At 58.6% G+C, this 26,479-nt stretch carries 26 protein-coding genes; 16 read left to right on the forward strand and 10 right to left on the reverse strand.

Annotated elements, in window-relative coordinates; all coding sequences use genetic code 11:
* The first annotated feature begins 47 nt into the window (after positions 1–47).
* From CQ009_RS28540 to trpE, 7 genes are all read left to right on the forward strand, one after another.
* A complete protein-coding gene (locus tag CQ009_RS28540; RefSeq protein WP_008085222.1) occupies positions 48–1,091 on the forward strand; it encodes an ABC transporter substrate-binding protein in 1,044 nt (347 codons plus the stop codon).
* Between the two features lie 195 nt (positions 1,092–1,286).
* Positions 1,287–2,534 carry an ABC transporter permease gene (locus CQ009_RS28545; protein WP_008084125.1) on the forward strand — a complete coding sequence of 416 codons (1,248 nt, stop codon included), beginning with the start codon at positions 1,287–1,289 and terminating at the stop codon, positions 2,532–2,534.
* Between the two features lie 12 nt (positions 2,535–2,546).
* A complete protein-coding gene (locus CQ009_RS28550; protein ID WP_008084123.1) occupies positions 2,547–3,371 on the forward strand; it encodes an ABC transporter permease in 825 nt (274 codons plus the stop codon).
* A 194-nt stretch (positions 3,372–3,565) separates the two neighbouring features.
* On the forward strand, positions 3,566–4,714 hold the full coding sequence (locus tag CQ009_RS28555; RefSeq protein WP_105709377.1) for an iron-containing alcohol dehydrogenase: 1,149 nt from the start codon (positions 3,566–3,568) through the stop codon (positions 4,712–4,714).
* A 79-nt stretch (positions 4,715–4,793) separates the two neighbouring features.
* Positions 4,794–5,468, forward strand: coding sequence for a ribulose-phosphate 3-epimerase (rpe, locus tag CQ009_RS28560; protein WP_007918813.1), 675 nt, complete (start codon positions 4,794–4,796; stop codon positions 5,466–5,468).
* Positions 5,465–6,283 carry a phosphoglycolate phosphatase gene (locus CQ009_RS28565; RefSeq protein WP_105709378.1) on the forward strand — a complete coding sequence of 273 codons (819 nt, stop codon included), beginning with the start codon at positions 5,465–5,467 and terminating at the stop codon, positions 6,281–6,283. The genes rpe and CQ009_RS28565 overlap by 4 nt, the downstream gene beginning before the upstream one ends.
* Positions 6,284–6,354: 71 nt before the next feature.
* Positions 6,355–7,836: an anthranilate synthase component I gene (gene trpE, locus CQ009_RS28570; RefSeq protein ID WP_105709379.1), complete on the forward strand. Its 1,482-nt coding sequence runs from the start codon at positions 6,355–6,357 to the stop codon at positions 7,834–7,836.
* Between the two features lie 175 nt (positions 7,837–8,011).
* Here the strand turns inward: trpE and estP are convergent, their stop codons facing one another.
* The gene (gene estP, locus CQ009_RS28575; RefSeq protein ID WP_105709380.1) at positions 8,012–9,919 is read right to left on the reverse strand and encodes an esterase EstP; all 1,908 of its coding nucleotides are present in this window, start codon (positions 9,917–9,919) and stop codon (positions 8,012–8,014) included.
* Positions 9,920–10,327: 408 nt separating this feature from the next.
* Here estP and CQ009_RS28580 point away from each other — a divergent pair, with 408 nt between their 5' ends.
* From CQ009_RS28580 to CQ009_RS28595, 4 genes are all read left to right on the forward strand, one after another.
* Positions 10,328–10,921, forward strand: coding sequence for an aminodeoxychorismate/anthranilate synthase component II (locus CQ009_RS28580; RefSeq protein ID WP_105709381.1), 594 nt, complete (start codon positions 10,328–10,330; stop codon positions 10,919–10,921).
* Positions 10,922–10,930: 9 nt separating this feature from the next.
* Positions 10,931–11,980, forward strand: a complete 1,050-nt coding sequence (trpD, locus tag CQ009_RS28585; protein WP_105709382.1) for an anthranilate phosphoribosyltransferase — start codon at positions 10,931–10,933, stop codon at positions 11,978–11,980.
* Positions 11,977–12,813, forward strand: coding sequence for an indole-3-glycerol phosphate synthase TrpC (trpC, locus tag CQ009_RS28590; RefSeq protein WP_105709383.1), 837 nt, complete (start codon positions 11,977–11,979; stop codon positions 12,811–12,813). Before trpD ends, trpC begins: the two co-directional genes overlap by 4 nt.
* 135 nt (positions 12,814–12,948) lie before the next feature.
* Entirely contained in the window at positions 12,949–13,647 is a 699-nt protein-coding gene (locus tag CQ009_RS28595; protein WP_105709384.1) for a lipoate--protein ligase family protein, read from the forward strand.
* Here the strand turns inward: CQ009_RS28595 and crp are convergent.
* A complete protein-coding gene (gene crp / locus CQ009_RS28600) occupies positions 13,644–14,288 on the reverse strand; it encodes a cAMP-activated global transcriptional regulator CRP (protein WP_008088598.1) in 645 nt (214 codons plus the stop codon). The genes CQ009_RS28595 and crp overlap by 4 nt on opposite strands.
* Positions 14,289–14,524: 236 nt before the next feature.
* Here crp and CQ009_RS28605 point away from each other — a divergent pair, with 236 nt between their 5' ends.
* Both CQ009_RS28605 and speD read left to right on the forward strand, forming a co-directional pair.
* Positions 14,525–14,947, forward strand: a complete 423-nt coding sequence (locus tag CQ009_RS28605) for an OsmC family protein (protein WP_003228794.1) — start codon at positions 14,525–14,527, stop codon at positions 14,945–14,947.
* Positions 14,948–15,184: 237 nt separating this feature from the next.
* The gene (gene speD, locus CQ009_RS28610) at positions 15,185–15,979 is read left to right on the forward strand and encodes an adenosylmethionine decarboxylase (RefSeq protein WP_007918883.1); all 795 of its coding nucleotides are present in this window, start codon (positions 15,185–15,187) and stop codon (positions 15,977–15,979) included.
* 119 nt (positions 15,980–16,098) lie between these two features.
* Here speD and coq7 read toward each other — a convergent pair whose 3' ends face one another.
* From coq7 to hemJ, 6 genes are all read right to left on the reverse strand, one after another.
* Entirely contained in the window at positions 16,099–16,746 is a 648-nt protein-coding gene (gene coq7, locus CQ009_RS28615; protein WP_008077993.1) for a 2-polyprenyl-3-methyl-6-methoxy-1,4-benzoquinone monooxygenase, read from the reverse strand.
* Positions 16,747–16,948: 202 nt separating this feature from the next.
* Entirely contained in the window at positions 16,949–17,287 is a 339-nt protein-coding gene (locus CQ009_RS28620) for a histidine triad nucleotide-binding protein (RefSeq protein ID WP_003228789.1), read from the reverse strand.
* Between the two features lie 81 nt (positions 17,288–17,368).
* On the reverse strand, positions 17,369–18,157 hold the full coding sequence (locus CQ009_RS28625; protein ID WP_105709385.1) for an SDR family oxidoreductase: 789 nt from the start codon (positions 18,155–18,157) through the stop codon (positions 17,369–17,371).
* 61 nt (positions 18,158–18,218) lie between these two features.
* Positions 18,219–19,169, reverse strand: coding sequence for a DUF805 domain-containing protein (locus tag CQ009_RS28630; protein ID WP_064390763.1), 951 nt, complete (start codon positions 19,167–19,169; stop codon positions 18,219–18,221).
* Positions 19,170–19,226: 57 nt separating this feature from the next.
* Positions 19,227–20,213 carry a nitronate monooxygenase family protein gene (locus CQ009_RS28635; RefSeq protein WP_105709388.1) on the reverse strand — a complete coding sequence of 329 codons (987 nt, stop codon included), beginning with the start codon at positions 20,211–20,213 and terminating at the stop codon, positions 19,227–19,229.
* Between the two features lie 33 nt (positions 20,214–20,246).
* Positions 20,247–20,675: a protoporphyrinogen oxidase HemJ gene (hemJ, locus tag CQ009_RS28640; protein WP_064390762.1), complete on the reverse strand. Its 429-nt coding sequence runs from the start codon at positions 20,673–20,675 to the stop codon at positions 20,247–20,249.
* Between the two features lie 135 nt (positions 20,676–20,810).
* Here hemJ and argC point away from each other — a divergent pair, with 135 nt between their 5' ends.
* Together argC and erpA are read left to right on the forward strand one after the other, a co-directional pair.
* Positions 20,811–21,845, forward strand: a complete 1,035-nt coding sequence (argC, locus tag CQ009_RS28645; protein WP_016983465.1) for an N-acetyl-gamma-glutamyl-phosphate reductase — start codon at positions 20,811–20,813, stop codon at positions 21,843–21,845.
* Between the two features lie 168 nt (positions 21,846–22,013).
* Complete coding sequence (erpA, locus tag CQ009_RS28650; protein WP_084379622.1) at positions 22,014–22,364, forward strand: iron-sulfur cluster insertion protein ErpA; 351 nt, start codon at positions 22,014–22,016, stop codon at positions 22,362–22,364.
* 75 nt (positions 22,365–22,439) lie between these two features.
* On the opposite strand, the gene CQ009_RS28655 is transcribed toward erpA, so the two are convergent.
* Together CQ009_RS28655 and CQ009_RS28660 are read right to left on the reverse strand one after the other, a co-directional pair.
* Positions 22,440–23,531, reverse strand: a complete 1,092-nt coding sequence (locus CQ009_RS28655) for an anhydro-N-acetylmuramic acid kinase (RefSeq protein WP_105709386.1) — start codon at positions 23,529–23,531, stop codon at positions 22,440–22,442.
* 3 nt (positions 23,532–23,534) lie between these two features.
* Positions 23,535–24,959: a peptidoglycan DD-metalloendopeptidase family protein gene (locus CQ009_RS28660; RefSeq protein WP_105709387.1), complete on the reverse strand. Its 1,425-nt coding sequence runs from the start codon at positions 24,957–24,959 to the stop codon at positions 23,535–23,537.
* A gap of 213 nt (positions 24,960–25,172) precedes the next feature.
* Here CQ009_RS28660 and tyrS point away from each other — a divergent pair, with 213 nt between their 5' ends.
* Positions 25,173–26,372, forward strand: a complete 1,200-nt coding sequence (gene tyrS / locus CQ009_RS28670) for a tyrosine--tRNA ligase (RefSeq protein ID WP_064390759.1) — start codon at positions 25,173–25,175, stop codon at positions 26,370–26,372.
* The last annotated feature ends 107 nt before the right edge of the window (positions 26,373–26,479 follow it).

Genomic DNA, 26,479 nt, shown 5'->3' on the forward strand with positions numbered 1-26,479 from the left:
CGCCCCGGCAACACCAACACCAACCCTGCACGTGGAGAGAACAATAAATGTTGAGATCCCTGAAGTTCACCGCCCTGACCCTGGGCCTGATGGGTGCGGCCAGCGCAATGGCCGCTGGCCCGGATTTGACCGTGGTGTCGTTTGGCGGGGCGAACAAGGCGGCGCAAGTCAAAGCCTTCTATGCACCGTGGGAAGCGGCGGGCAACGGCAAGATCGTCGCCGGCGAATACAACGGCGAAATGGCCAAGGTCAAAGCCATGGTCGACACCAAGAGCGTGTCGTGGGACCTGGTGGAAGTTGAATCGCCAGAACTGTCCCGTGGCTGCGACGAAGACATGTTCGAACAACTCGATCCGGCACTGTTCGGCAAAACCGAAGACTACGTCAAAGGCGCGATTCAGCCGTGCGGCGTAGGTTTCTTCGTTTGGTCGACCGTGCTGGCTTACAACGCCGACAAGCTGAAAACCGCACCGACCAGTTGGGCGGATTTCTGGGATACCAAGAAATTCCCGGGCAAGCGTGGCCTGCGCAAAGGCGCCAAGTACACCCTCGAATTCGCGCTGATGGCCGATGGTGTGGCGCCGAAAGACGTCTACAAAGAGCTGGCGAGCAAGGGTGGCCAGGATCGCGCGTTCAAGAAGCTTGATGAGCTGAAGCCGAGCATTCAGTGGTGGGAAGCCGGCGCACAACCGCCGCAATACCTCGCTTCCGGCGATGTGGTGATGAGCTCGGCCTACAACGGTCGCATCGCTGCCGTGCAGAAAGAATCCAACCTGAAAGTGGTATGGAACGGCGGTATCTACGACTTCGACGCCTGGGCCATTCCGAAAGGTCTGGACGCCAAGCGCGCGGAAGCTGCGAAGAAATTCATCGCCTACTCGGTGCAGCCGCAACAGCAGAAGACCTACTCGGAAAACATCGCCTACGGCCCGGCCAACACCCAAGCCGTACCGCTGCTGGCCAAGGATGTCCTGAAAGACATGCCGACCACTCCGGAAAACATCGCCAACCAGGTGCAGATCGACGTCAGCTTCTGGGCTGACAACGGCGAGCAACTGGAGCAGCGCTTCAACTCCTGGGCTGCGAAATAACCCGAGCATACGGGCGACGGCTTTCCGGATGATCGTTCCCACGCTCTGCGTGGGAACGCCGCCCGGGACGCTCCGCGTCCCTGTGACGCAGAGCGTCACTGGATGCGTTACCACGCAGAGCGTGGGAACGATCAGTAGCTAAAGTTCGAGGTGGTTCACCACCTCTGTAACGATCAAAGATTTGCGGAGTACGTCATGGCCATCGCCGTTCCCCTGAACGAGGGCAACAGCCCCACCTTGAAGCAGAAGCTCAAGCGCGCCGAGCGGGTCAACCGCTGGAAGGCTCAAGCGCTGATTGCGCCGCTGGTGCTGTTTCTGCTGCTGGTGTTTCTGGTGCCGATCGTGGCGCTGCTCTACAAAAGCGTCGGCAACCCCGAAGTGGTCGGCGGCATGCCGCGCACGGTGGCGGCCATCGCCAGTTGGGACGGCCGTGGCCTGCCCGCTGAACCCGTCTACAAAGCCGCCGGCGAAGACCTCGCCGAAGCGCGCAAAAACCAGACGCTGGGCGATCTGTCCAAGCGCTTGAACATGGAGTTGGCCGGCTATCGCAGCCTGCTGACCAAAACTGCCCGGGCGCTGCCCTTCGCCAGCGAACCGGCCTCTTATAAAGAAGCCCTCGAAGCACTCGACGAACGTTGGGGCGACCCCGCCTACTGGCAGGCGGTGAAACGCAACACCAGCAGCATCACACCTTATTACCTGCTGGCGTCCGTCGATCACCGCATCGACGACCTCGGCGAAATCGCCCCGGCGACCCCGGATCAGGCGATCTACCTCGACATCTTCGCCCGCACGTTCTGGATGGGCCTGGTCATCACCGTGATCTGCCTGCTGCTGGCTTATCCGTTGGCGTACCTGCTGGCGAACCTGCCATCGCGGCAAAGCAACCTGCTGATGATTCTGGTGCTGCTACCGTTCTGGACCTCGATTCTGGTGCGCGTTGCTGCGTGGATCGTACTGCTGCAATCGGGCGGTCTGATCAACAGCGGCCTGATGGCCATGGGCATCATCGATAAACCGCTGGAACTGGTGTTCAACCGCACCGGTGTGTACATCTCGATGGTGCACATCCTGCTGCCGTTCATGATCCTGCCGATCTACAGCGTGATGAAAGGCATCTCGCCGACCTACATGCGCGCCGCAATTTCCCTCGGCTGCCACCCGTTCGCCAGTTTCTGGCGGGTGTACTTCCCGCAGACCTACGCCGGTGTCGGCGCCGGTTGTCTGCTGGTGTTCATCCTCGCCATCGGCTACTACATCACCCCGGCGCTGCTCGGCAGCCCGAACGATCAAATGGTCAGCTACTTCGTCGCCTTCTACACCAACACCAGCATCAACTGGGGCATGGCCACCGCGCTGGGCGGGCTGTTGTTGCTGGCGACCGTGGTGCTTTATCTGATTTACAGCTGGCTGGTGGGCGCCAGTCGCCTGCGCCTGAGCTAAGGGGAATTCGAGATGCTGAGTCCTTACATGTCGCCCATCGAACGGGTGTGGTTCTACAGCCTGCGGATTCTCTGCGGCCTGATTCTGTTGTTCCTGATTCTGCCGGTGCTGGTGATCATTCCGCTGTCGTTCAACTCGGGCAGTTTTCTGGTCTATCCGCTGCAAGGCTTCTCGCTGCAGTGGTATCACGACTTCTTCGCTTCGGCGGAATGGATGCGCGCGCTGAAGAACAGCATCATCGTCGCCCCGGCGGCGACGGTGCTGGCGATGATCTTCGGTACGCTCGCAGCGATTGGCCTGACCCGTGGCGACTTCCCCGGTAAAGCGCTGGTGATGGCGCTGGTGATTTCGCCGATGGTGGTGCCAGTGGTGATCATTGGTGTGGCGAGTTATCTGTTCTTCGCGCCATTGGGGCTGGGTAATAGCTTCTTCTCGCTGATCGTCGTGCATGCGGTGCTGGGCGTGCCGTTTGTGATCATCACAGTGTCGGCGACGTTGCAGGGCTTTAACCACAATCTGGTGCGTGCGGCGGCGAGTCTTGGTGCTTCGCCACTGACGGCGTTCCGCCGGGTGACCTTGCCGCTGATTGCGCCGGGGGTGATTTCCGGGGCGCTGTTTGCGTTTGCGACTTCGTTTGATGAGGTGGTGGTGACGCTGTTTCTTGCCGGGCCTGAGCAGGCGACGTTGCCTCGGCAGATGTTTAGCGGGATTCGCGAGAACCTCAGCCCAACCATCGCCGCTGCCGCTACTTTGCTGATCGCCTTCTCGGTCATCCTGCTGCTGACCCTGGAATGGCTACGTGGCCGCAGCGAAAAACTGCGTACCGCCCAGGTCTGACGCATACCCCTGTAGGAGCTGCCGAAGGCTGCGATCTTTTGATCCTGATCTTATAAACAAAGATCAAAAGATCGCAGCCTTCGGCAGCTCCTACAGGGGGTAGTCGTTGGTCATTCATGCAGTGAATGGCAGACAACCCCAAATCCCCAGCTAATCTTGTGCCCAGCTCCCACATCTATAAGAGGCTGCGCACGATGAGTCTGTCCCAGTTCAAAATCGCTCACAAACTGATCACCGGCGCCGGAGCCATCGAACAACTGGCCGCCGAACTCACACGCCTGGATATCGACAACCCGCTGATCGTCACCGATGCCGCGCTGGTCAAATCCGGCACGGTAGAGCTGGCGCTGGTGCAACTCGGCGGGCGCGACTACGAGATTTTCGACCGCGTACTGCCCGACCCGGAAATCGCCATCGTCGAAGACTGCATGCGTGTTTACCGCGAAGGCGGGCATGACGGTTTGATCGGCCTCGGTGGCGGTAGCGCCATCGACATCGCCAAAAGTGTCGCTGCGTATGCCGGTTACCACGGCGCACTGGAAGATCTGTTCGGTGTTGACCAAGTGCCACGCAAAGGCCCGCCGCTGATCGCCATCCCGACCACCGCCGGCACCGGTTCCGAAGTGACCAACGTCGCAATCCTCTCGGACAAAGTCGCGCAGCTGAAGAAAGGCATCGTCAGCGACTATCTATTACCGGACGTCGCACTGGTCAGCCCGCAAATGACCCTGACCTGCCCCCGCAGCGTCACCGCCGCCAGTGGCGTCGACGCCTTGGTGCACGCCATCGAATCCTATCTGTCGGTGAATGCCTCGCCGATCACCGACTCCCTGGCCATCGGCGCCATCAAGTTGATCGCCAGCGCGTTGCCCAAGGCCTACGCCAACGGCGCCAACCTGCAAGCGCGCGAAGACATGGCCACCGCCAGCCTGATGGCCGGCATGGCGTTCGGCAATGCCGGGGTCGGCGCGGTGCATGCGCTGGCGTACCCGCTGGGCGGGCGTTTCAACATTGCCCATGGCGTCAGTAATGCCTTGCTGCTGCCGTATGTCATGACCTGGAACAAGATGGCTTGCGTCGAACGCATGCAGGATATTGCCGAAGCCATGGGGGTGAAGACCGCTCATCTGAGTGCAACCGAGGCGGCGGACAAAGCCGTGCAGGCGATGACTGATTTGTGCGCGGCGGTGGAAATTCCTGCCGGGCTGCGCAGTTTCGGTGTGCCGGAAGAAGCGATCCCGGCCATGGCTGCAGAAGCCGCGGGCATCGAGCGCTTGATGCGCAACAATCCGCGCAAACTCAGCGCCGTCGATATCGAGAAGATCTACCGAGCGGCGTACTGATCATCGCGGTCACGGTGCGCGCAGCAATCCATGAGGCTACAATGCGCGCCATCGTGATTTAGCTCAGAAAAGGTGCGTCATGCAGCCCTTCGTAATTGCTCCGTCGATTCTCTCCGCCGACTTCGCCCGCCTCGGCGAGGAAGTGGACAACGTTCTCGCCGCTGGCGCCGACTTCGTCCACTTCGACGTCATGGACAACCACTACGTGCCAAACCTGACCATCGGCCCGATGGTTTGCGCGGCGTTGCGCAAGTACGGCGTCACCGCGCCGATCGACGCGCACCTGATGGTCAGCCCGGTAGATCGTATCGTCGGCGACTTCATCGAAGCCGGCGCGACCTACATCACCTTCCACCCGGAAGCCACGCTGCACGTTGATCGTTCGCTGCAACTGATCCGTGAAGGCGGCTGCAAATCCGGCCTGGTGTTCAACCCGGCGACCCCGCTGGACGTGCTCAAATACGTGATCGACAAGGTCGACATGGTCTTGCTGATGAGCGTCAACCCGGGCTTCGGCGGGCAGAAATTCATTCCTGGCACCCTCGACAAACTGCGCGAAGCGCGGGCGATCATCGATGCCTCGGGCCGTGACATCCGTCTGGAAATCGACGGCGGCGTCAACGTCAACAACATCCGCGAAATCGCCGCGGCTGGCGCTGACACCTTTGTCGCTGGCTCGGCAATTTTCAACGCGCCGAACTACCAGGAAGTCATCGACAAGATGCGCTCCGAACTGGCGCTGGCGCGCCCATGAGCGGATTTGAGCAGCTGTTCCCGGGAAAACTGCCACGGCTGGTGATGTTCGATCTGGATGGCACATTGATCGACTCGGTTCCAGACCTGGCAGCGGCGGTGGACACCATGCTGCTCTCGCTCGGCCGCAAGCCCGCGGGTATCGAATCGGTACGCGAGTGGGTGGGTAACGGCGCGCCAGTGTTGGTGCGCCGGGCGTTGGCCGGTGGCATTGATCATTCGACGGTGGATGACGTCGAGGCCGAGCATGCGCTGGAAGTGTTCATGGAGGCTTACGGCGCCAGCCATGAGCTGACCGTGGTCTATCCCGGCGTGCGCGACACCCTCAAGTGGCTGCACAAGCAAGGCGTGGCCATGGCGCTGATCACCAACAAGCCGGAGCGTTTCGTCGCGCCGTTGCTGGATCAGATGAAGATCGGCCGCTACTTCAAGTGGATCATCGGCGGCGATACCTTGCCGCAGAAGAAACCTGATCCGGCGGCGCTGTTCTTCGTGATGAAAATGGCCAACATCCCTGCCTCGCAATCGTTGTTCGTCGGCGACTCGCGCAGCGACGTGCTGGCGGCGAAAGCGGCGGGGGTCAAATGCGTGGCGCTGAGTTACGGTTACAACCATGGCCGGCCGATTGCCGAAGAATCACCTGCCTTGGTGATCGACGATCTGCGCAAGCTAATTCCCGGTTGCCTCGTCACGGCCGCTGAGATAACGTTGCCCGACGCTTCTCAATCCCCTTCTGGAAACGCCATCGTGGTGGTCACTCGCAAACTCTGGATGAAAGTCATCAAGGCCCTGGCCCGCTGGCGTTGGCGCGCCTGACTTGTTTCTGGCCGGCCTGCCGGCGCGTTTGCATACCTGACTGATTTGCCCCTCACACCACGAGGCACCTTATGATCCGCGAAGAATTCCTGCGCTTGGCCGCTGACGGCTACAACCGCATCCCGTTGGCCTGCGAAACCCTGGCCGACTTCGACACGCCGCTGTCGATCTACCTGAAACTGGCTGACCAGCCCAACTCCTACCTGCTCGAATCGGTGCAGGGCGGTGAGAAATGGGGCCGTTACTCGATCATCGGTCTGCCATGCCGCACGGTTATGCGCGTTCACGACCATCACGTCAGCATCACCGTTGATGGCGTCGAGACCGAAAGCCACGACGTTGAAGACCCGCTGGCTTTCGTCGAAACCTTCAAGGCGCGCTACAACGTGCCGACCATTGCCGGTCTGCCGCGTTTCAACGGTGGTCTGGTCGGTTACTTCGGTTACGACTGCGTGCGTTATGTCGAGAAGCGCTTGGGCAAGTGCCCGAATCCGGATCCACTGGGCGTGCCGGACATTCTGCTGATGGTTTCCGACGCCGTTGTCGTTTTCGACAACCTTGCCGGCAAGATGCACGCAATCGTGCTGGCCGACCCTGCCGAGGCCGATGCTTTCGAACAGGGGCAAGCACGTTTGCAGGAACTGCTGGAGCAATTGCGCCAGCCAATCACGCCGCGCCGTGGTCTGGACTTCAGCAAACAGCAATCCGCTGATCCGGTATTTCGTTCGAGTTTCACCCAGGACGATTACGAAAGAGCCGTCGACACCATCAAGGAATACATCCTGGCCGGTGACTGCATGCAGGTCGTGCCGTCGCAGCGCATGTCGATCGACTTCAAGGCTGCACCGATTGATTTGTACCGCGCCCTGCGTTGCTTCAACCCGACGCCGTACATGTACTTCTTCAACTTCGGCGATTTCCACGTTGTCGGCAGTTCGCCGGAAGTGCTGGTGCGCGTTGAAGACAACCTGATCACCGTGCGCCCGATTGCCGGCACGCGCCCACGTGGCGCGACCGAAGAAGTCGATGTGGCGCTGGAAGAAGACTTGCTGTCGGATGACAAAGAGATCGCCGAGCACTTGATGCTGATCGATCTGGGGCGCAACGATACCGGTCGCGTTTCGGAAATCGGTTCGGTGAAACTCACCGAGAAGATGGTCATCGAGCGCTATTCCAATGTGATGCATATCGTCTCCAACGTCACCGGTCAGTTGAAAGCCGGGCTGACGGCGATGGACGCGTTGCGGGCGATTCTGCCGGCCGGCACCTTGTCGGGTGCGCCGAAGATTCGCGCGATGGAAATCATCGACGAACTGGAGCCGGTCAAGCGTGGCGTGTATGGCGGTGCGGTCGGTTACTTCGCCTGGAACGGCAACATGGACACCGCGATTGCCATTCGTACAGCGGTGATCAAGAACGGCGAACTGCACGTGCAGGCCGGTGGTGGCATCGTCGCTGATTCGGTGCCGGCACTGGAATGGGAAGAGACCTTGAACAAACGCCGCGCGATGTTCCGCGCCGTGGCGCTGGCCGAGCAAACCCCGGCAGCCTGAGCCAACGCACCCCCCCCTGTAGGAGTGAGTCTGCTCGCGATAGCGGATTGACATTCAACGGATATGTTGTCTGAACCACCGCAATCGCGAGCAGGCTCACTCCTACATTTGATCTGTGTTCGGCCATAAAAAAAGCGGCGCCTGTGAGGGCGCCGCTTTTTTTGTGCCTGCGGTTTTAGAAATCCAGCACCACTCCGACGTTAACGCCCTGCTGAGTAAAGTCATCATCCTTGCGCAACGTATACCCGCCACGCAACGCCAGATCAGCCGTGAGCTTGTGGCTGACGCCCAGGCTCAAGCGGTTCAAATGGCTCTGCGGCGTGTAACCCTCAAGTTTGAAGTCATTGGCTGGCAGGGTATTGAGTGCGATGCGGACCTTCTGCACGTCATCTTCGTACTCACGCTCGTGCGCATACTCACCAAACACCTGAGTTTGCGGGGTGATGTTGTATTTGCCCTGCAAGCCGAGACCGAGGCGTTTCGAATCGCGGGTCTGATCATCGAAGGTCAGCGCGGTGGCGCGGTTGCTCTTCTCTGAATAGCCGTCGACATCGACGCTGGCGTAATCGGCGCTGACGAACGGCGACAGATGCCATTCGCTGCCCGGCTGGGCAATGTCATAACCGATGCGAGTGCTGAACGCCCACAGGCTGCCGTCGGTATCGCCTTTCTCCGCACCCTCGCTTGCGCCGAGATCGAACTTGCGCTTGAGGTTGTCGTAGTCGAGTTTGCCGCCGGTCAACGCCATGTCAGCCCACCAGCGATTCTGCTGAAACTGAGCAAACGCGGTGGCCATGTAACTGTTGAGTTTGTAGTCCGAGTCGTTGTGACCGGCCTCCAGGTTCTGCCGGTAGAAACCACCCGCCACACCGACACGCCAGTCTTCGTTGAGACGATAGCTGCCGCCGACGTTGAGGTTGTAACCGCTGCCGTCGGCGCTGGCGCCGCTGCTTTGGCTGTCGACATCCAGGTGCTGACCGCCAGCGGAAACAATCGCCCGCCATTGACCGACCGCTTGCCAGTTTTCCCAATCCGCCTGCCATTGGCTGCGCAATTCATCCTGATGCGCACGTACGGTGGCGTGGGCCATTTCCGGCAGCAGCGTCAGTTCCCACGGCGCGGCCAGCAGGGAGTAGGCGTAGTCGGAGATCAGTTTCTGGCCGGCTTCGGTGGGGTGCACGCCGTCGTTGTAAATCAACTTGCTCGGATCCGGGGTCGCACTGTTGATGCCGTAACGGGCGTTTTCCGGGCAACTGCTGCCGCTGAAGCAGGTCGCGGTCAGGTTCTGATCGGTGGCGAGACCAAAGCGGCCCGGATCGGCGAACACCTCCGATAGCAGCACCGGAATGTTCAAAGGAATGATTTCGGCGTTGATGCTTTGCAGGCGCGTGACCAATTGGCTGTTGAACTGGCTGGCGAGCTGACTGCTGAAAGCCTGCAGCGGCGTGCCATTGATCGCCGGAGTCAGACCGACGTCAGGCAGCAACCAGACCATCACGTATTTGGCACCGGCGGTTTGCAGTGTCTGCACGCTGTCGGCCAGTCGATCTGCTGCGGCGTTGGCTTGCGGCAGACTGAGAATGCGCCCCTGCAGGAAGTCGTTACCGCCTCCGGAAATGTAATACAGCGCATTCGGGTCGGCACGGAAGCCGTTCGAAGGCAGGTAGCCGGCGCGGGTGCGTTCGCCGGTAGCGGACTGTGTGGTGATCGAGTCGAGGATCTGGTCGGTGCGATAGCCGCCGACCGCCCAGTTGTTGCCGTCAGGCTGGCCGTTTTCGGCGCGCACGGCGGAGCTGGAAGAGGCGGTCTGGTCTGGCGAAAAGCCAAGGCGTCCGCCGAGCAACTGCGTGGAGTTCAATGAATACAGTTCACCGCTGCCATTCTGATACACCGGCCCGGTCCGGTTGGTGTAACGCTCGGTGGAGCCGGCCGGTCCGCCAGTGTCGGCGAAGGTTCCGGCGTCATTGAGACTGTCGCCGAAAACTATGAAATTCGAATAGGGATTGGGTGCTGCATTCGCCTGAGCACAAGCCAGTGCGAGCAGGCAGCCAGCCAGCGGTACAAACAACGTCTGTTTGATCATGAGCAAGTCCGTTTATTTATTGTTGTAGGTGAACGAAACGACAGTACCAAAAACTTCCGGCGTTTTGCCATCGGTCGCCAATCCTCCACTGGATTTAACCCCCAAATCCCCGGCCATATTGCACGCTCCGCCCAGCTAAGTTACTGTGCTGGAACGTATGAACGAGACCTTCCCCGTGTTGATCACCAGCAAACTTCTGGATCAAGTCATCAAGGCACACGCCCGCTGGCGTTGGCGCGCCTGAATCTTTTCTGCCGGCCCCGCCGGATCTGTATCGCTTTGCCTTCCTTGCCTGTTTGAAATGCCGCTGTGCCGACGCATCTACCTGCGTCCGACATCGTGCAGCGCCCTGCGGGCAAGTGATCTGAAGGCTGTTTTCAAATCAGAATTCAAGAGGTTCGACACGCCATGTTGCTGATGATCGACAACTACGACTCCTTTACTTACAACGTTGTGCAATATCTCGGCGAGCTGGGTGCCGAGGTCAAGGTTGTGCGCAACGACGAATTGACCGTCGCTGAAATCGAAGCGCTCAAGCCTGAACGTATCGTCGTCTCGCCAGGTCCTTGCACGCCGACCGAAGCGGGCATCTCCATCGAAGCCATCAAACACTTCGCTGGCAAACTACCGATCCTCGGTGTCTGCCTTGGTCACCAGTCCATCGGCCAGGCCTTTGGCGGTGACGTTGTACGTGCGCGTCAGGTAATGCACGGTAAGACTAGTCCGGTATTTCACGAGGACAAGGGTGTTTTCGCAGGACTGAATCATCCACTGACGGTTACCCGCTATCACTCGCTGATCGTCAAGCGCGATACTTTGCCCGACTGCCTGGAGCTGACCGCGTGGACGCAACACGACGACGGTTCGGTCGACGAAATCATGGGCCTGCGTCACAAGACCCTGAACATTGAGGGTGTACAGTTCCACCCCGAGTCGATCCTGACCGAGCAGGGTCATGAACTGTTTGCCAACTTCCTCAAACAAACCGGCGGCACGCGCTAAGGACTTTCCATGAATATCAAGACAGCCCTGGGCCGTATCGTCGAACACCTCGACCTCAGCACCGATGAAATGCGCGACGTGATGCGCGAAATCATGACCGGCCAATGCACCGACGCGCAGATTGGCGCGTTCATGATGGCCATGCGCATGAAGAGCGAGAGCATCGATGAAATCGTCGGCGCGGTCTCGGTGATGCGTGAGCTGGCCGATCAGGTTGAACTGAAGACCCTTGATGGCGTGGTCGATGTGGTCGGTACCGGCGGTGACGGTGCAAACATCTTCAACGTCTCGACCGCTTCTTCCTTTGTTGTTGCCGCTGCTGGTTGCACCGTCGCCAAGCACGGCAACCGCGCGGTATCGGGCAAGAGCGGCAGCGCCGACTTGCTCGAAGCCGCCGGTATCTATTTGAACCTGACGCCGGTGCAGGTCGCGCGTTGCATCGACAACGTCGGCATCGGTTTCATGTTTGCCCAGACTCACCACAAAGCCATGAAGTACGCCGCCGGTCCGCGCCGCGATCTCGGCTTGCGTACGCTGTTCAACATGCTCGGCCCGCTTACGAATCCGGCCGGTGTGAAGCATCAGGTGGTGGGCGTATTCAATAAGGCGCTGTGCCGGCCCTTGGCCGAAGTCTTGCAGCGTCTGGGCAGCAAGCATGTGCTGGTGGTGCACTCGAAGGACGGTCTGGACGAGTTCAGTCTCGCCGCGCCGACCTTCGTCGCTGAGCTGAAGAACAATGAAATCACTGAATATTGGGTCGAGCCGGAAGACCTCGGCATGAAAAGCCAGAGCCTGCACGGTCTGTCGGTCGAAGGCCCGGAGGCGTCGCTGGCGCTGATCCGCGATGCCCTCGGCAAGCGCAAAACCGAAAACGGCCAGAAAGCTGCCGAAATGATTGTGCTCAACGCCGGCGCCGCGCTGTACGCCGCCGACGTGGCCAGCAGTTTGAAACAGGGCGTCGAGCTTGCGCACGACGCGCTGCACACCGGCCTCGCTCGGGAAAAACTCGAGGAGCTGGGTGCCTTTACCGCGGTATTCAGAGTGGAGAATGAGGGATGAGTGTACCGACGGTTCTGGAAAACATTCTGGCCCGAAAAGTTCAGGAAGTCGCCGAGCGTAGCGCCCGCGTCAGCCTGAGCGAGCTGGAAAGTCTGGCCAAGGCGGCCGATGCACCTCGTGGTTTTGCCCAGGCATTGCTGGCGCAGGCAAAGAAGAAGCAGCCGGCGGTGATTGCCGAGATCAAAAAGGCTTCGCCAAGCAAAGGCGTGATCCGCGAGGACTTCGTTCCGGCCGATATCGCCAAAAGCTACGAGAAGGGCGGGGCGACCTGTCTGTCCGTACTGACCGACATCGATTACTTCCAGGGCGCCGATGCGTACCTGCAACAGGCGCGCGCCGCCTGCAAGCTGCCGGTGATCCGCAAGGACTTCATGATTGATCCTTACCAGATCGTTGAAGCCCGCGCCTTGGGCGCCGACTGTGTGCTGCTGATCGTCTCCGCGCTGGATGACGTGAAAATGGCTGAGCTTGCAGCCGTCGCCAAAAGCGTCGGTCTCGATGTGCTGGTCGAAGTGCACGATGGCGATGAGCTGGAGCGCGCGTTGAAAACCCTCGACACGCCGCTGGTCGGGGTCAACAACCGTAACCTGCACACCTTCGACGTCAGTCTGGAAACCACGCTCGACCTGCTGCCACGGATTCCACGTGATCGTCTGGTCATCACCGAAAGCGGCATTCTTAATCGTGCCGATGTCGAACTGATGGAAATCAGCGACGTGTATTCGTTCCTGGTCGGTGAAGCGTTCATGCGTGCGGAAAATCCGGGCACTGAACTGCAGCGTCTGTTCTTCCCGGAGCGCGGCGTGTCGATCAGCGGTTCGACCCTCGACTGATTCGCTTCAGGCCGAGTCGACGCCATCGCGAGCAGGCTCACTCCTACAGGGGAACGCGTTCCAATTGTAGGAGTGAGCCTGCTCGCGATGAGGTACTAGAAATCCCCAAAGATTCCAGATCTGCCGGAGCCTTCCATGTCGCTGCCAACCCTCCTGACCATCGAAGCCGGCCTGCAAGCCGAACAGGACTTGCTGGCCTCGGTCTGCGCCGGCGATACAGAATTCGGCCTGCTGTTCTGGCAACCCAGCGATCGCGCCCTGGTCATGCCGCGCCGCCTCAATCGTCTACCCGCTTTCGAGCACGCCAGCGAAGTCTCCGCCGCTGCTGGCTGGCCCGTCCTGCTACGCGAAACCGGCGGCGAACCCGTGCCGCAATCTGCCGCCACTATCAACATCGCCCTGGTCTACGCACCACCGCGTAGCGAAGGCGATCTGAATCGCATCGAAACCGGCTACCACCGCCTCTGCGATCCGATCTGTCAGTTGCTGGATGAATTGGGTGGTACCTCGTCGTTGGGCGAAATCGACGGCGCATTCTGCGACGGTCGCTTCAACGTCAACCTCGACGGCCGGAAAATGGTCGGCACCGCCCAGCGCTGGCGCCAGAGTCAGGGCGGGCAGCGTCCGGTCGGTCTGGTTCACGGAGCGATGTTGATGGATAACGAGCGTGAGTCGATGGTGGCGGCGGTCAATCGCTTCAACGAAGCGTGCGGCCTGGAGCAGCGGGTGCGGGCGCAAAGCCACATTGCCCTGCATGAAAAATTCAACGCGCCACAGGCCTTGGCGCGTCTCGATGAGCTGTATCGTTTGATGCTGGCGCAAATGTACGTTTAACGCGTACCGAAGACCACCATGGTCTTGCCTTTCACATCGACCAGGTTGCGTTCTTCAAGATCCTTGAGCACGCGACCGACCATCTCCCTTGAACAACCGACAATTCGCCCAATCTCTTGACGCGTCACTTTGATCTGCATGCCGTCCGGGTGGGTCATCGCGTCCGGCTGTTTGCACAACTCCAGCAAACAACGGGCTACCCGGCCAGTGACGTCGAAGAACGCCAGGTCGCCGACCTTGCGCGTGGTGTTGCGCAGGCGTTGTGCGATTTGTCCGCTGAGTACGTAAAGAATGTCCGGATCCTGCTGCGATAATTCGCGGAACTTGGCGTAACTGATTTCCGCAGTTTCGCACTCGACCTTGGCGCGCACCCAGGCACTGCGTTCCTGTTCCTGGCCGGCTTGTTCGAACAGACCCAGCTCACCGAAGAAATCCCCGGCGTTGAGGTAGGCGATGATCATTTCGCGACCGTCGTCGTCCTCGATCAGGATCGTCACCGAACCCTTGATGATGAAGTACAGCGTGTCCGAACGATCGCCCGCACAGATGATGTTGCTCTTGGCTGCATGACGACGGCGCTGACAATGCATCAGCAGCTTGTCGAGGTTCTTGATTTTGGGTGTGGGGGTAATAGCAACCATGGTTGTATCCCGAAAAGACTGCACGGTGATGTTTGATTTTTTTATGAGGCGCTGAAGGCGGTCGCTACACAGCTGGCATGGGCGCCAGTGAATTGGCGCCAGCTTAACAGACACTTCGTCGAGAATTCGAGAAATTACCTACACCGCAGAGGCATCCGTCCTAGGAACGCCGCCGCTGTCCGGGCAAAGCCCTGTGCTAAGCTGGCGACCCTTTTTTCTACAGTGGAGTCTTGGCGATGAAGGCACGCATCCAATGGGCTGGCGAAGCCATGTTCCTCGGCGAATCCGGCAGCGGTCATGTCGTAGTGATGGACGGTCCGCCGGACGCCGGTGGTCGTAATCTGGGTGTTCGCCCGATGGAAATGCTCCTGCTCGGTGTTGGCGGTTGCAGCAATTTCGACGTGGTCAGCATTCTCAAGAAGTCGCGTCAGGCCGTTGAGAGCTGCGAAGCCTTCCTTGAAGCCGAGCGCGCGACCGAAGATCCGAAGGTGTTCACCAAGATTCACATGCATTTTGTGGTCAAGGGCCGTGGCTTGAAAGAAGCCCAGGTCAAACGTGCGATCGAGTTGTCTGCAGAGAAGTATTGCTCGGCCTCGATCATGCTCGGCGCGGCTGGCGTGGCGATCACTCACGATTACGAAATCGTCGAACTCGGTTGAACCGACATTCAACTATCATAAAAGCAGTGCAGACTCTGGCGATCCCCCGCTGACGTCTGCATAATGCGCCACTTTTTTCAGGGCAGTGATCGGTCAGCCGACAGGTCATCCGCCTGAACAGATAACCAAAATCGCCATCGCGAAGAGGTGTTAACCGTCCTACGCAGGTGCGTTGTTCGCACTTGACGGGCATGCTTGATCACGCGGCCGGGCCGCATACATAGAGAGTTTTTAACGGTGAAAAGCAAACTCAAGCTCCACGGGTTCAATAACCTGACAAAGACCTTGAGCTTCAACATCTATGACATCTGCTACGCGGAAACCCCGCAAGACCAGCAGGCTTACGTTGAGTACATCAATCAAGAGTACAACGCGAAACGCCTGACGCAGATTCTCACAGAAGTTGTCGAGATCATTGGTGCCAACATCCTGAACATTGCCAGTCAGGACTATGAACCTCAGGGCGCCAGCGTCACGATTCTGATATCTGAAGAGCCGGTAACCCCGACTGAAAGCCAGATCGAAGAGTCGCCGGGCCCGTTGCCCGAAATTATCCTGGCCCACCTCGACAAGAGTCATATCACGGTGCACACCTACCCGGAAATCCATCCGGACGACGGTATTGCAACCTTCCGTGTGGACATCGATGTGTCGACCTGTGGTGTCATTTCACCGCTCAAAGCGCTCAATTTCCTCATTCACCAGTTCGATTCGGACATTGTGACTGTGGATTATCGTGTGCGTGGCTTCACCCGTGACGTTGAAGGCAACAAGCACTTCATCGACCACGAGATCAATTCGATCCAGAACTACCTGTCCGAAGATACCCGCGACGCGTACCAGATGACCGACGTGAATGTGTACCAGGAAAACCTGTTCCACACCAAAATGCTGCTGAAGAACTTCGAACTGGACAACTACCTGTTCGGCGACGCCACCAGCAACCTGTCTGCGGAGCAGCGTGCTCAGGTGACTGACCGGGTGAAACACGAAATGCTCGAAATCTTCTACGCGCGCAACATGCCGACCTAAGATTCCCGGGCACAAAAAAAGGCGACTGTCTCAGGACAGTCGCCTTTTTTATTGTTGAAACAAAGACCCCTGTGGGAGCTGGCCTGCCAGCGATGGGGCCCTGTCCGGCAATACACTTCTCAAATCCGATAAGTACTCTTGGTCATCACCTTAGCCAGAATACTCATCCCGAACTTCACCGGCGCCGGAAAACGAAACCCTCCAGCCTCCAGCGCACTCTCCGCATGATGCTCTTCATCAATGCGCATCTGCTCCAGAATCGCCCGGGACTTCTCGTCCTCAGCCGGCAATTGTTCCAGGTGTTCATTCAAATGCTTGCACACCTGATGCTCGGTCGCTGCAACAAACCCCAGGCTGACCTTGTCGCTGATCAATCCGGCCACCGCGCCAATGCCGAACGACATCCCGTAAAACAGCGGATTGAGCACGCTGGTATGACTGCCCAACTGGTGAATGCGCTGTTCGCACCACACAAGGTGATCAATCTCTTCTTCGGCGGCGTGCTCCATGGCTTCGCGCACTTGCGGCAGCTTGGCGGTCAGCGCTTGCCCTTGATACAGCGCCTGGGCGCAGACTTCACCAGTGTGGTTGATGCGCATCAGCCCGGCAACGTGGCGGGTGTCTTCATCGCTCATTTGCGTGTCCGGCTGCAAAATCGCCGGCGACGGACGGTACGGCTGGCCACTGAAGGGCAGCAGGGTACGCATGGCGGCATCGGCTTGCAGCAGCAGACGGTCAATGGGCGAGTAGTGACGTTGGGTAGTCATGCTGACCTCCGGGAAGAATCTCGGCGGCCAGTTTAACCGAATCGGCCGGGGAAGGTTTGCGCTGGGTCATCAGTAACACTGGATGTGCTTTTTGCTTTATGTAGGAGCTGCCGAAGGCTGCGATCTTTTGATCTTGTTTTTGATACTCGAAGATCAAAAGATCGCAGCCTTCGGCAGCTCCTACACACAGGTTTGCTGGGTATCAGCCCGGTGGCCAGTTCATCTGGCGCTGACCGAGTACGTGCATATGAATGTGGTAGACGGTTTGCCCACCCTTTTCATTGCAGTTCATCACCACACGGAAGCCTTCCTCGCAACCCAGTTCCAGCGCCAGACGTTGTGCAGTGAACAGGATATGCCCGGCCAGTGCCTTGTCGTCTTCGGTCAGGTCATTGAGGGTGCGCACCGGTTTCTTCGGGATCACCAGAAAATGCACCGGTGCCTGAGGAGCGATATCGTGGAAGGCCAGAACCTGGTCGTCTTCGTAAATGATCTTGGCCGGGATTTCCCGGTTGATGATCTTGGTGAACAGAGTATCCACTGCTGTTTTCTCCGTTGTTTGGGCTGGTCTGAGTGTACGCAGGGCGGCTTATCCCGCCCAGTGTTTTACCTGTAGGGCATTTCAGCGCGGGCAGTAAGCCTTGTTGACCATGCCGACAATGGTGCGATTGAGCCAGCGCGACCCCAATCTCGGCAGGAAGGCGAACCATCGATTGCGTCGCCCCGGGATGATGATCGCGCGGTTCTTGTCGAGGGCGCGTACGGTGTATAGCGCGACTTCCTCTGGGCTCATCATTAACTTGCTGTCTTTGAGTTTGTCGCTGTTGAGCTGTGCCGTGCGGAAAAATGCCGTGCGTGTCGGGCCTGGGCAGAGTACCGAGACATTCACCGCACTCTGTTTGAGTTCGACCCGCAAGGCTTCGGAGAAGTGCAGAACATATGCCTTGCTGGCGTAGTAAGTGCTCATCCATGGGCCCGGGTTGAACGCGGCCATTGAGGCGACATTGAGAATCTGCCCGCCACCCTGCAGCGCCATGCTGTTGCCGATCGCGTGGCATAGACGGGTGAGGGCGAGGATGTTCACCTCGATCAGATCCTGCTCGGTCATCCAGTCCTGAGCAAGGAACGGCCCGCAAGTGCCGATGCCGGCGCAGTTCACCAGTAAATCGATCTGCCGGTCGCCTTCTTCCAGCTCAAGCAGAAAACCGGACAAGCGCAATGGTTCGCCCAGGTCGCAGGCGCGGAACAGCACCTCGACACCAAAACGTTGGGTCAACTCGATCGCAATGCTTTCCAGCTGATCACGCTGTCGAGCCACAAGAATCAAACTGCGGCCGCGCCGGGCCAGCGCTTCAGCCATGGCCAGGCCAATGCCGCTGGAAGCGCCAGTGATCAGTGCGTAACGGGTCATGCAATTCTCCATCGCAACAGCTCCGCGCCGACGACGCGGGTGTCACGGCGGGGAGCGCTGTTCATTCTTTCGCAGAGTCTACAGGGGCCTGCGCCGCTTCGGCTGCATCGTCGGCGGAATTCGCTGCGGGTTCGACTTCCACGTCGATTTCGTCGGTGGTCACCGAGCCGCTTTCGTAGCTGCTTTCCAGATTGCTTTCGTATTCCTGCTGGATAGCCGAGATTCCGCCGAGGATGCCGCTGACGAAAAACAGGGCGATAAACACGATCCACAGGGAACACAGGACCTTGACCGCAGTGCTGTTCGGTGGCGGCGGGGGGCCATAGCGGTTGGCGACGGTATTACCCGGTACGATCATGACCACAAACGGGAAGAAACTGCCCACGAAAGGCACCAGTGTCAGCAACCAGAGCCAGCCGGACCAACCGATATCATGCAAGCGTTGAACACTGAACATGATGCTGACGATGAGCAGTGCCAAAAACAAGAAGACCGCGACGATGCCGCCGATGATCAGGCCGCTGGTGGAGTCGGCGCCGACAAGTCCCAGCGCGATCAACGCAAAGATGCCGATAATCGGCAGGGTCACCAGCGTCAGTACCATCGACCAGGCGAGGTAGCGTAAACGTCCGATCCGGCCTTCCACCCCAAACGGTTTGAGCGTAGCGAACGCAGGCAGGCTTTCGCCGACGTTCGCTCGAGGTGGCGCGTACGGTGAGCTCGGTTCCATCGCGGCAGCGGCGTGTTCATGCACGTCCGCCAGATTCAGTTCGATGGGGGTTTCGGTTTCGATGCGGGCATTGATACCGGTCTTGTTCAGCGCTTGCAGGTAGGTCTGCGCATCGCTGTGGGATAGATCGCGCTTGATCGCGACGACGCTGCCATTGAAGAGTCGCTCGATGGCGGCTACTTCGCTTTTGAACAGGTTCGCCAGATTGAGTTTGGCAGTGGTGATGTCGACACCGGGCTGTAGAGCTCCGTCGAAAACGATCTTGTAACGGGTGTCGCTCATGGCCGAGGCATCCTTGTCGCGAATAGATTGAAAGGTCGTCAGTGTAAGGCCAGTCCTTCAGAGACTGGCCTGATTTTTACGTGGCCAGCGTTGTGGCAGTTGCGCTGCGTGTTGCTGGGCCTGTCGGTATTCAGCGTCAAAGCGAGCGATCAACTGATCGACGCTTGGCAGGTCGTCGATCTGCCCGACGCCTTGGCCGGCAGACCATACGGTCTTCCAGGCTTTGGCTTCGTCGCTGACCGGTTTGAGTTTGTCGCCGAAATTCACCTCGCCTTTGCCTTGCAGAGTTGCCATGTCGAAACCGGCCGCCTCCAGGCTCTGGCGCATGAAACTGGCCGGAACGCCCGACACCGCTGGGGTATGGATGATGTCCGCAGCCTTGGCTGTCAGCAGCATCTCCTTGTAGGCGTCAGGCGCATGGCTTTGCGTGGTGCCGATGAATCGCGTGCCGAAGTAGGCCAGATCCGCGCCAAGCAGCTGTGCGGCGAGAATCTCGTGGCCGTGGTTCAAACATCCTGCAAGCAACAGTGTCTTGTCGAAGAACTGACGGATCTCGGCGATCAGTGCAAACGGGCTCCAGGTGCCGGCATGGCCACCTGCGCCGGCGGCAACGGCGATCAATCCATCGACACCGGCTTCGGCGGCTTTCTCGGCATGTCGCCGAGTGGTGACGTCGTGGAAGACCAGGCCACCATAGCTGTGCACGGCATCGACCAACTCCTTCACCGCCCCGAGGCTGGTAATGACGATGGGGACTTTATGCTCGACGCAAATGTTCAAATCCGCCTGCAAGCGTGGGTTGCTGTTATGAACGATCAGGTTCACCGCGTACGGCGCCGGGTTGTCCAGTGTCGCCAGTCCCGCTTCGATCTGTTCCAGCCAGGCTTTGAAGCCGCTGCTTTCGCGCTGGTTAAGTGCCGGAAAGCTGCCAACCACGCCGTTGCGGCAACAGGCGAGCACTAACTCGGGGTTGGAAATCAGAAACATCGGCGCTGCAACTACAGGCAAACGCAAACGTTGTTCGAGCAGAGCGGGCAGCGACATGATGAACACCCCAGAGATCTGTACTTGTTGAAGTTAGAACGGCTTGACCACGACCAGAATTACGATAGCCAGCAATATCAGAACCGGGACTTCATTGAACCAGCGATAAAAGACATGGCTGCGGGTGTTTTCGCCACGGGCAAAACGTTTTACCTGCGCGCCGCACATATGGTGATAGCCGATCAACAAGACGACGAGGGTCAGTTTGGCGTGAATCCAGCCACCCATGCTGAAGATGGTCGGATTGAGGTAAATCAGCCAGCCACCGAAGATCAGCGTAGCGATCATCGCCGGGCCCATGATGCCGCGATACAACTTGCGCTCCATGACGCTGAAGCGTTCCTTGCTGATCGAGTCTTCGCTTTGCGCGTGATACACGAACAGTCGCGGCAAGTAGAACAGTCCGGCAAACCAGCAAACGATGCTGACAATGTGGAAAGCCTTGATCCATAGATAGAGCATTTTTAGTTATTTCCTTAATCACGGTAAGCCGGATAGTAGAGGCTTGAGCGCCCGCACGTCACCTTGACGGTTGTCGCAGGGGCGCGCGGCCCCTATTATCGACGGCTTTCCAGTGGGTTCGTTGAGGGCAGGTTTATGGTCAAGGTCGGTATCGTCGGCGGCACGGGTTACACCGGTGTCGAACTGCTGCGTCTGTTGGCGCAACATCCGCAGGCAGAAGTGGTTGTGATCACTTCCCGATCCGAGGCAGGTCTGGCCGTGGCTGACATGTACCCGAACCTGCGCGGTCACTATGACGGCCTGGCTTTCAGTGTGCCGGACATCAAAACCCTCGGCGCTTGCGACGTGGTGTTCTTCGCCACGCCACACGGTGTGGCTCATGCACTGGCGGGCGAACTGCTGGCGGCGGGCACCAAAGTCATCGACCTGTCGGCAGACTTCCGTCTGCAAGACGCCGAAGAATGGGCCAAGTGGTACGGTCAGCCGCACGGCGCGCCTGAGCTGCTTGATGAGGCGGTCTACGGTCTGCCGGAAGTCAATCGCGAGCAGATCAAGAAAGCGCGTCTGATCGCCGTGCCGGGTTGCTATCCAACCGCTACGCAGTTGGGTTTCCTGCCGCTGCTTGAGGCTGGTCTGGCGGATGCTTCGCGTTTGATTGCCGACTGCAAATCCGGTGTCAGCGGTGCCGGTCGCGGTGCGGCTGTAGGCTCGTTGTACTCCGAGACGTCGGAAAGCATGAAGGCTTACGCGGTAAAAGGTCACCGTCACCTGCCGGAAATTCGCCAGGGTTTGCGTCGTGCCGCAGGTAAGGACGTTGGCCTGACCTTCGTTCCGCACCTGACTCCGATGATTCGTGGCATTCATTCCACGCTCTATGCGACCGTGGTCGATCGCTCGGTAGATCTGCAGGCTCTGTTTGAAAAGCGTTATGCCAACGAACCGTTCGTCGACGTGATGCCTGCCGGCAGTCATCCGGAAACCCGTAGCGTACGTGGCGCCAACGTGTGCCGTATCGCCGTTCACCGTCCACAGGATGGGGATCTGGTTGTAGTGCTGTCGGTGATCGACAATCTGGTCAAAGGCGCCTCGGGTCAGGCGGTGCAGAACATGAACATCCTGTTCGGGCTGGACGAGCGCTTCGGCCTGTCCCACGCTGGTATGTTGCCGTAACACTTTAAGCTGCACAGTAAAAAGGCCCGTTGAACGGGCCTTTTTGCATGCTGAGCAGCTCATCGGGTTTATTGATATACCGTAACAATAGTTGACCGATTTTCTAGGACAAGCGGATAATGCCCGTCATCACGCATTATGGCGGCGTAACGCCGGGAGATAGTCAGCATGAGCGTCGAATCCTTCACCCCCACGGTTTTGCAATTCACCCACGGTGCCGCGCACAAGGTGAAGAGCCTGGTCGATGAAGAGGGGAATGATCGCTTGAAGCTGCGCGTATTCGTTACGGGCGGCGGTTGTTCAGGTTTTCAGTACGGTTTCACCTTCGATGAAGATGTGGCCGATGACGACACCATTGTCGAGCGCGAAGGTGTGAGTCTGGTGGTTGATCCGATGAGCTTCCAGTACCTGGCCGGTGCTGAAGTGGATTACCAGGAAGGTCTGGAAGGTTCGCGATTCGTGATCAAGAACCCGAACGCCACCACCACGTGTGGTTGCGGGTCGTCGTTCTCGATCTGATCGTTTTTCGCTACAGACAACAAAACGCCGCAGAGCCTTACGGTTCTGCGGCGTTTTTTGTTGCTTGCGTTTTATTCAGTTGGGGTAGATGGCGCCGAGTACGCGAAGACCTTTGGCGCCTGTGACGCTTGGCCGGTTGGCTGCGATGCCTTCAAGGCAGCAATGGGCAAGCCAGGCGAAGGCCATGGCTTCGACCCAGTCCGGATCAACGCCGTGGGTCGCGGTGCTGGCAACCGTTGTGTTGGGCAGCAACTGGGCCAGGCGTTTCATCAGTGTGGCGTTGTGTGCGCCGCCACCACAAACCAGCAGCTCCTGCGTGGCGCCCTGTGCGCTTTGCAGCGACTCGACGATGGTCAGGGCCGTCAGCTCAAGCAGCGTGGCCTGTACGTTTTCTGCTGCGAAGGCTGGCAACCGTGACAAGTGTTGTTCCAGCCAGGGCAGGTTGAACACTTCGCGGCCGGTGCTTTTCGGGCCTTTGGTGACGAAGAATGGATCGCTGAGCAGCGCCTGCAACAGGGTTGGCTCAACAGCGCCTGATCTCGCCCAGTCGCCATTACGGTCGTAGTTTTCACCGCGCTGCTGCTGAATCCAGGCGTCCATCAGAACATTCCCAGGGCCGCAGTCGAAACCGGCTACAGGCCTGGTCGGCTCTATCAGACTCAGATTGCTGAAACCGCCGACATTCAAGACTGCCTGATTGCCGGTACTCTCTTCAAACAACGCCTCATGGAAGGCGGGAACCAGAGGTGCACCCTGACCGCCGGCAGCGACATCGCGGCTGCGAAAGTCGCTGACTACGGTGATGCCGGTCAACTCGGTGAGCAGAGCAGGGTTGCCGATCTGCACGGTGAAGCCGCGCGCCGGTTCGTGGCGAATGGTCTGGCCATGGCTGCCGATCGCCCGTATATCTTCAGGTTTGAGTTGCTGCTGATCAAGGAGGGTGTGAATACCCTGCGCGGCGAGTTTCACCCAGTGATGCTGAGCAATCGCCGAGCGGGCGATTTCGTCCGGGCCGCTGGCGCACAAGCCAAGGAGCTCGGCGCGAAGGGAAGCAGGCATGGGAATGTAGTGCGTGGCGACCAGTTTGATCGCCTGGGTCTGTTCGATCAGGGCAATGTCCAGACCGTCGAGACTGGTTCCGGACATCACGCCGATATACCGGGCCATGGCTTAACGCTTGCTCGAGGCCAGCATGGTGGCCTTCTCTTGATCCATGCGCGCCATCAGCGGTTGGCTCTGCGCCAGGAAGCGAGCGCGTTCGGCTTTGGCGATTGGATCGGCCATTGGCAGCTTCTGACCCAGTGGGTCTACGTGAACGCCGTTGACCTGGAACTCATAATGCAAGTGCGGGCCGGTGGAAAGACCGGTGGTGCCAATGTAGCCGATCACCTGGCCTTGCTTGACGGTGCCGCCGGTTTTCACGCCTTTGGCGAAACCTTGCATGTGGCCATAAAGCGTACGGTAAGTGTTTCCGTGCTGAATGATCACGGTGTTGCCGTAGCCACCACGGCGGCCCGCCAACAAGACTTTGCCGTCGCCGGCAGCCTTGATGGGTGTGCCGCGGGGCGCAGCGTAATCGACGCCTTTGTGAGCGCGGATCTTGTTAAGGATCGGGTGCTTGCGGCCCATGGAGAACTTCGAGCTGATGCGGGCGAAGTCCACCGGAGTACGGATGAACGCTTTACGCATGCTGTTGCCGTCAGCCGTGTAATAGCTGCTGTTGCCTTGTTTGTTGGTGTAACGCACAGCGGTGTAGGTCTTGCCGCGGTTGGTAAAACGGGCGGACAGGATCGGGCCGTTGCCGACCGACTTGCCGTTGACCACTTTCTGTTCGTAGATCACATCGAATTCGTCGCCCTGGCGGATGTCCTGCGCGAAGTCGACGTCATAGCCGAAGACGCTGGCCATATCCATGGTCAGGCTGTGAGACAGGCCTGCGCGGGCGGCGGATTGGGAGAGCGAGCTATTGATCACGCCGTGGACATAAGCGGTGCGAACGGTAGGTTTTGCCGTGACCCGGTTGAAGGCGTAGCCCTTGTCATTCTTGGTGAGAGTGATGGTTTCGACGTCACTGACCTTGCTGTGAAGGCTGGTCAGTTGGCCTTCCGGGCTCAATTCGAATTCGAGTTTCTGGCCGTGTTTGAGTTGGCTGAACTGTTTGGCTTGTTTATCGCTGGCCAGCACTTCGTGCACGGAAGCGGCTGGGAGGCCGACCTTTTCGAACAGGGTGGACAGTGTGTCGCCCTTGGCGACAACGACTTCGCGGTGACCGGGAGCCTTTGCTTTTTCCGTTGCCGGCGCAGGTGCGGGTTCGGTTTCAGCAGTTTGCGGGGTATTTTCGTCGCTGTTTTCGATCTGGGCGAACGGTGAAGCTACTGGCTCATTTGTGGCTTGAGCCGCGTCAGCGGCGTCTTGATCTTGTGTCAGTTGTTCAGCAGGACTTTCCAGTTCAAGGCTCAGGGTCGTCTTTTTGGCTTCAACATCACTGGAAGGGAATACCAGGAGAGCCAGGCTAAGAAGGGCGGCGATTCCACTTGCAGCAAGCAGGTGGGTCTTTGGGTAAAGCGGGGGCGCTTTAGACGGTTCTGTGGTCATAAGTAATTTTTGACTTTGAAAAATGATGAATTGGAAAAGATGAATGACATGATGAAGATGAAATAACTGTATAAAATATAACCAAATCATCTCTGAAGCAAGTCTGCAGACATCGCGTCTGTGGATTGGTGTCCGTGCGCCGGGCAAAACTTGTAATTGGTGCGCGATCTTGTATGGTTGGTTCCCTTTGAATCTGAGCCTTGCGGGTCTGTTATGAAGTCGGTTGAAGAGCAGCTAGCGCTGATTAAACGTGGTGCGGAAGAACTATTGGTCGAGTCCGAGCTGATCGAGAAGCTCAAGCGCGGCCAGCCGCTGCGTATCAAGGCTGGTTTTGACCCGACCGCTCCGGATCTGCACCTGGGTCACACAGTGCTTATTAACAAGCTGCGCCAGTTCCAGGAGCTGGGGCATCAGGTGATCTTCCTTATAGGAGACTTCACCGGGATGATCGGTGATCCGAGCGGCAAGAGCGCCACGCGTCCGCCGCTGACTCGCGAGCAGGTTCTGGAAAACGCCGAAACGTATAAAACTCAGGTGTTCAAAATTCTCGACCCGGCGAAAACCGAAGTGGCGTTCAACTCCACCTGGATGGATCAGATGGGGCCGGCGGACTTCATTCGCCTGACTTCGCAATACACCGTCGCTCGCATGCTTGAGCGCGATGACTTCGACAAGCGCTACACCACTAATCAGCCAATCGCTATTCACGAGTTTCTGTATCCGCTGGTTCAGGGTTATGACTCGGTGGCTCTGCGCGCGGACGTGGAGTTGGGTGGTACTGATCAGAAGTTCAACTTGCTGATGGGGCGCGAACTGCAGCGTGGTTATGGTCAAGAGGCTCAGTGCATTCTGACCATGCCGTTGCTTGAGGGGCTGGATGGTGTGAAGAAGATGTCCAAGTCGTTGGGCAACTATGTCGGCATTCAGGAAGCACCGGGTGTCATGTACAGCAAGCTGGTTTCGATTCCTGATGCATTGATGTGGCGTTACTTCGAGCTGCTCAGCTTCCGCTCGATGGATGAGATCAATGCGCTGCGCGCTGAAGTTGAGGCGGGTGCCAATCCGCGCGACGTGAAAATCAAGCTGGCGGAAGAAATCGTTGCGCGTTTCCATGGTGAGGAGGCTGCGGCCAGTGCTCATCGCGCGGCGGGCAATCGCATGAAGGATGGCGAGCTGCCGGAAGATCTGCCAGAGATCGAGCTGGCTTCTTCGGAAGATATGCCGATTGCGGCCGTTCTTAATAAGGCGGGCCTGGTAAAGAACTCGGCTGCTGCGCGCGACCTGTTGGCGTCTGGCGGTGTGCGCGTTGATGGTCAGGTGGTTGATCGTTCCTTTATATATGTACTGGGCGCGACCCACGTCTGTCAGGCGGGCAAGAAGGCGTTTGCGCGGATTGCGCTGAAATCCGAGTAAAACTGAAAATAGGGGTTGACGGCGAATTTTAGATGTCTATAATTCGCCCCACTTCCGGCGCAGTCGAAACGGAAAACTCCTTGAGATTCAATGAGTTATGTAGGTTT

Origin of the sequence: Pseudomonas sp. MYb2 (assembly GCF_002979955.1) — a bacterium.
Lineage (GTDB): Bacteria > Pseudomonadota > Gammaproteobacteria > Pseudomonadales > Pseudomonadaceae > Aquipseudomonas.

What these genes read in the sequence shown, in the direction of transcription:
- CQ009_RS28660 (WP_105709387.1), bottom strand. Translation starts at nt 24,959, where the DNA reads ATGACCACAGAACCGTCTAAAGCGCCCCCGCTTTACCCAAAGACCCAC.
- coq7 (WP_008077993.1), bottom strand. Translation starts at nt 16,746, where the DNA reads ATGACTACCCAACGTCACTACTCGCCCATTGACCGTCTGCTGCTGCAA.
- tyrS (WP_064390759.1), top strand. Translation starts at nt 25,173, where the DNA reads ATGAAGTCGGTTGAAGAGCAGCTAGCGCTGATTAAACGTGGTGCGGAA.
- trpC (WP_105709383.1), top strand. Translation starts at nt 11,977, where the DNA reads ATGAGTGTACCGACGGTTCTGGAAAACATTCTGGCCCGAAAAGTTCAG.
- argC (WP_016983465.1), top strand. Translation starts at nt 20,811, where the DNA reads ATGGTCAAGGTCGGTATCGTCGGCGGCACGGGTTACACCGGTGTCGAA.
- CQ009_RS28555 (WP_105709377.1), top strand. Translation starts at nt 3,566, where the DNA reads ATGAGTCTGTCCCAGTTCAAAATCGCTCACAAACTGATCACCGGCGCC.
- estP (WP_105709380.1), bottom strand. Translation starts at nt 9,919, where the DNA reads ATGATCAAACAGACGTTGTTTGTACCGCTGGCTGGCTGCCTGCTCGCA.
- CQ009_RS28545 (WP_008084125.1), top strand. Translation starts at nt 1,287, where the DNA reads ATGGCCATCGCCGTTCCCCTGAACGAGGGCAACAGCCCCACCTTGAAG.
- CQ009_RS28630 (WP_064390763.1), bottom strand. Translation starts at nt 19,169, where the DNA reads ATGAGCGACACCCGTTACAAGATCGTTTTCGACGGAGCTCTACAGCCC.
- CQ009_RS28625 (WP_105709385.1), bottom strand. Translation starts at nt 18,157, where the DNA reads ATGACCCGTTACGCACTGATCACTGGCGCTTCCAGCGGCATTGGCCTG.
- hemJ (WP_064390762.1), bottom strand. Translation starts at nt 20,675, where the DNA reads ATGCTCTATCTATGGATCAAGGCTTTCCACATTGTCAGCATCGTTTGC.
- erpA (WP_084379622.1), top strand. Translation starts at nt 22,014, where the DNA reads ATGAGCGTCGAATCCTTCACCCCCACGGTTTTGCAATTCACCCACGGT.
- CQ009_RS28580 (WP_105709381.1), top strand. Translation starts at nt 10,328, where the DNA reads ATGTTGCTGATGATCGACAACTACGACTCCTTTACTTACAACGTTGTG.
- CQ009_RS28635 (WP_105709388.1), bottom strand. Translation starts at nt 20,213, where the DNA reads ATGTCGCTGCCCGCTCTGCTCGAACAACGTTTGCGTTTGCCTGTAGTT.
- trpD (WP_105709382.1), top strand. Translation starts at nt 10,931, where the DNA reads ATGAATATCAAGACAGCCCTGGGCCGTATCGTCGAACACCTCGACCTC.
- CQ009_RS28565 (WP_105709378.1), top strand. Translation starts at nt 5,465, where the DNA reads ATGAGCGGATTTGAGCAGCTGTTCCCGGGAAAACTGCCACGGCTGGTG.
- rpe (WP_007918813.1), top strand. Translation starts at nt 4,794, where the DNA reads ATGCAGCCCTTCGTAATTGCTCCGTCGATTCTCTCCGCCGACTTCGCC.
- crp (WP_008088598.1), bottom strand. Translation starts at nt 14,288, where the DNA reads ATGGTTGCTATTACCCCCACACCCAAAATCAAGAACCTCGACAAGCTG.
- trpE (WP_105709379.1), top strand. Translation starts at nt 6,355, where the DNA reads ATGATCCGCGAAGAATTCCTGCGCTTGGCCGCTGACGGCTACAACCGC.
- CQ009_RS28605 (WP_003228794.1), top strand. Translation starts at nt 14,525, where the DNA reads ATGAAGGCACGCATCCAATGGGCTGGCGAAGCCATGTTCCTCGGCGAA.
- CQ009_RS28550 (WP_008084123.1), top strand. Translation starts at nt 2,547, where the DNA reads ATGCTGAGTCCTTACATGTCGCCCATCGAACGGGTGTGGTTCTACAGC.
- CQ009_RS28595 (WP_105709384.1), top strand. Translation starts at nt 12,949, where the DNA reads ATGTCGCTGCCAACCCTCCTGACCATCGAAGCCGGCCTGCAAGCCGAA.
- CQ009_RS28540 (WP_008085222.1), top strand. Translation starts at nt 48, where the DNA reads ATGTTGAGATCCCTGAAGTTCACCGCCCTGACCCTGGGCCTGATGGGT.
- CQ009_RS28655 (WP_105709386.1), bottom strand. Translation starts at nt 23,531, where the DNA reads ATGGCCCGGTATATCGGCGTGATGTCCGGAACCAGTCTCGACGGTCTG.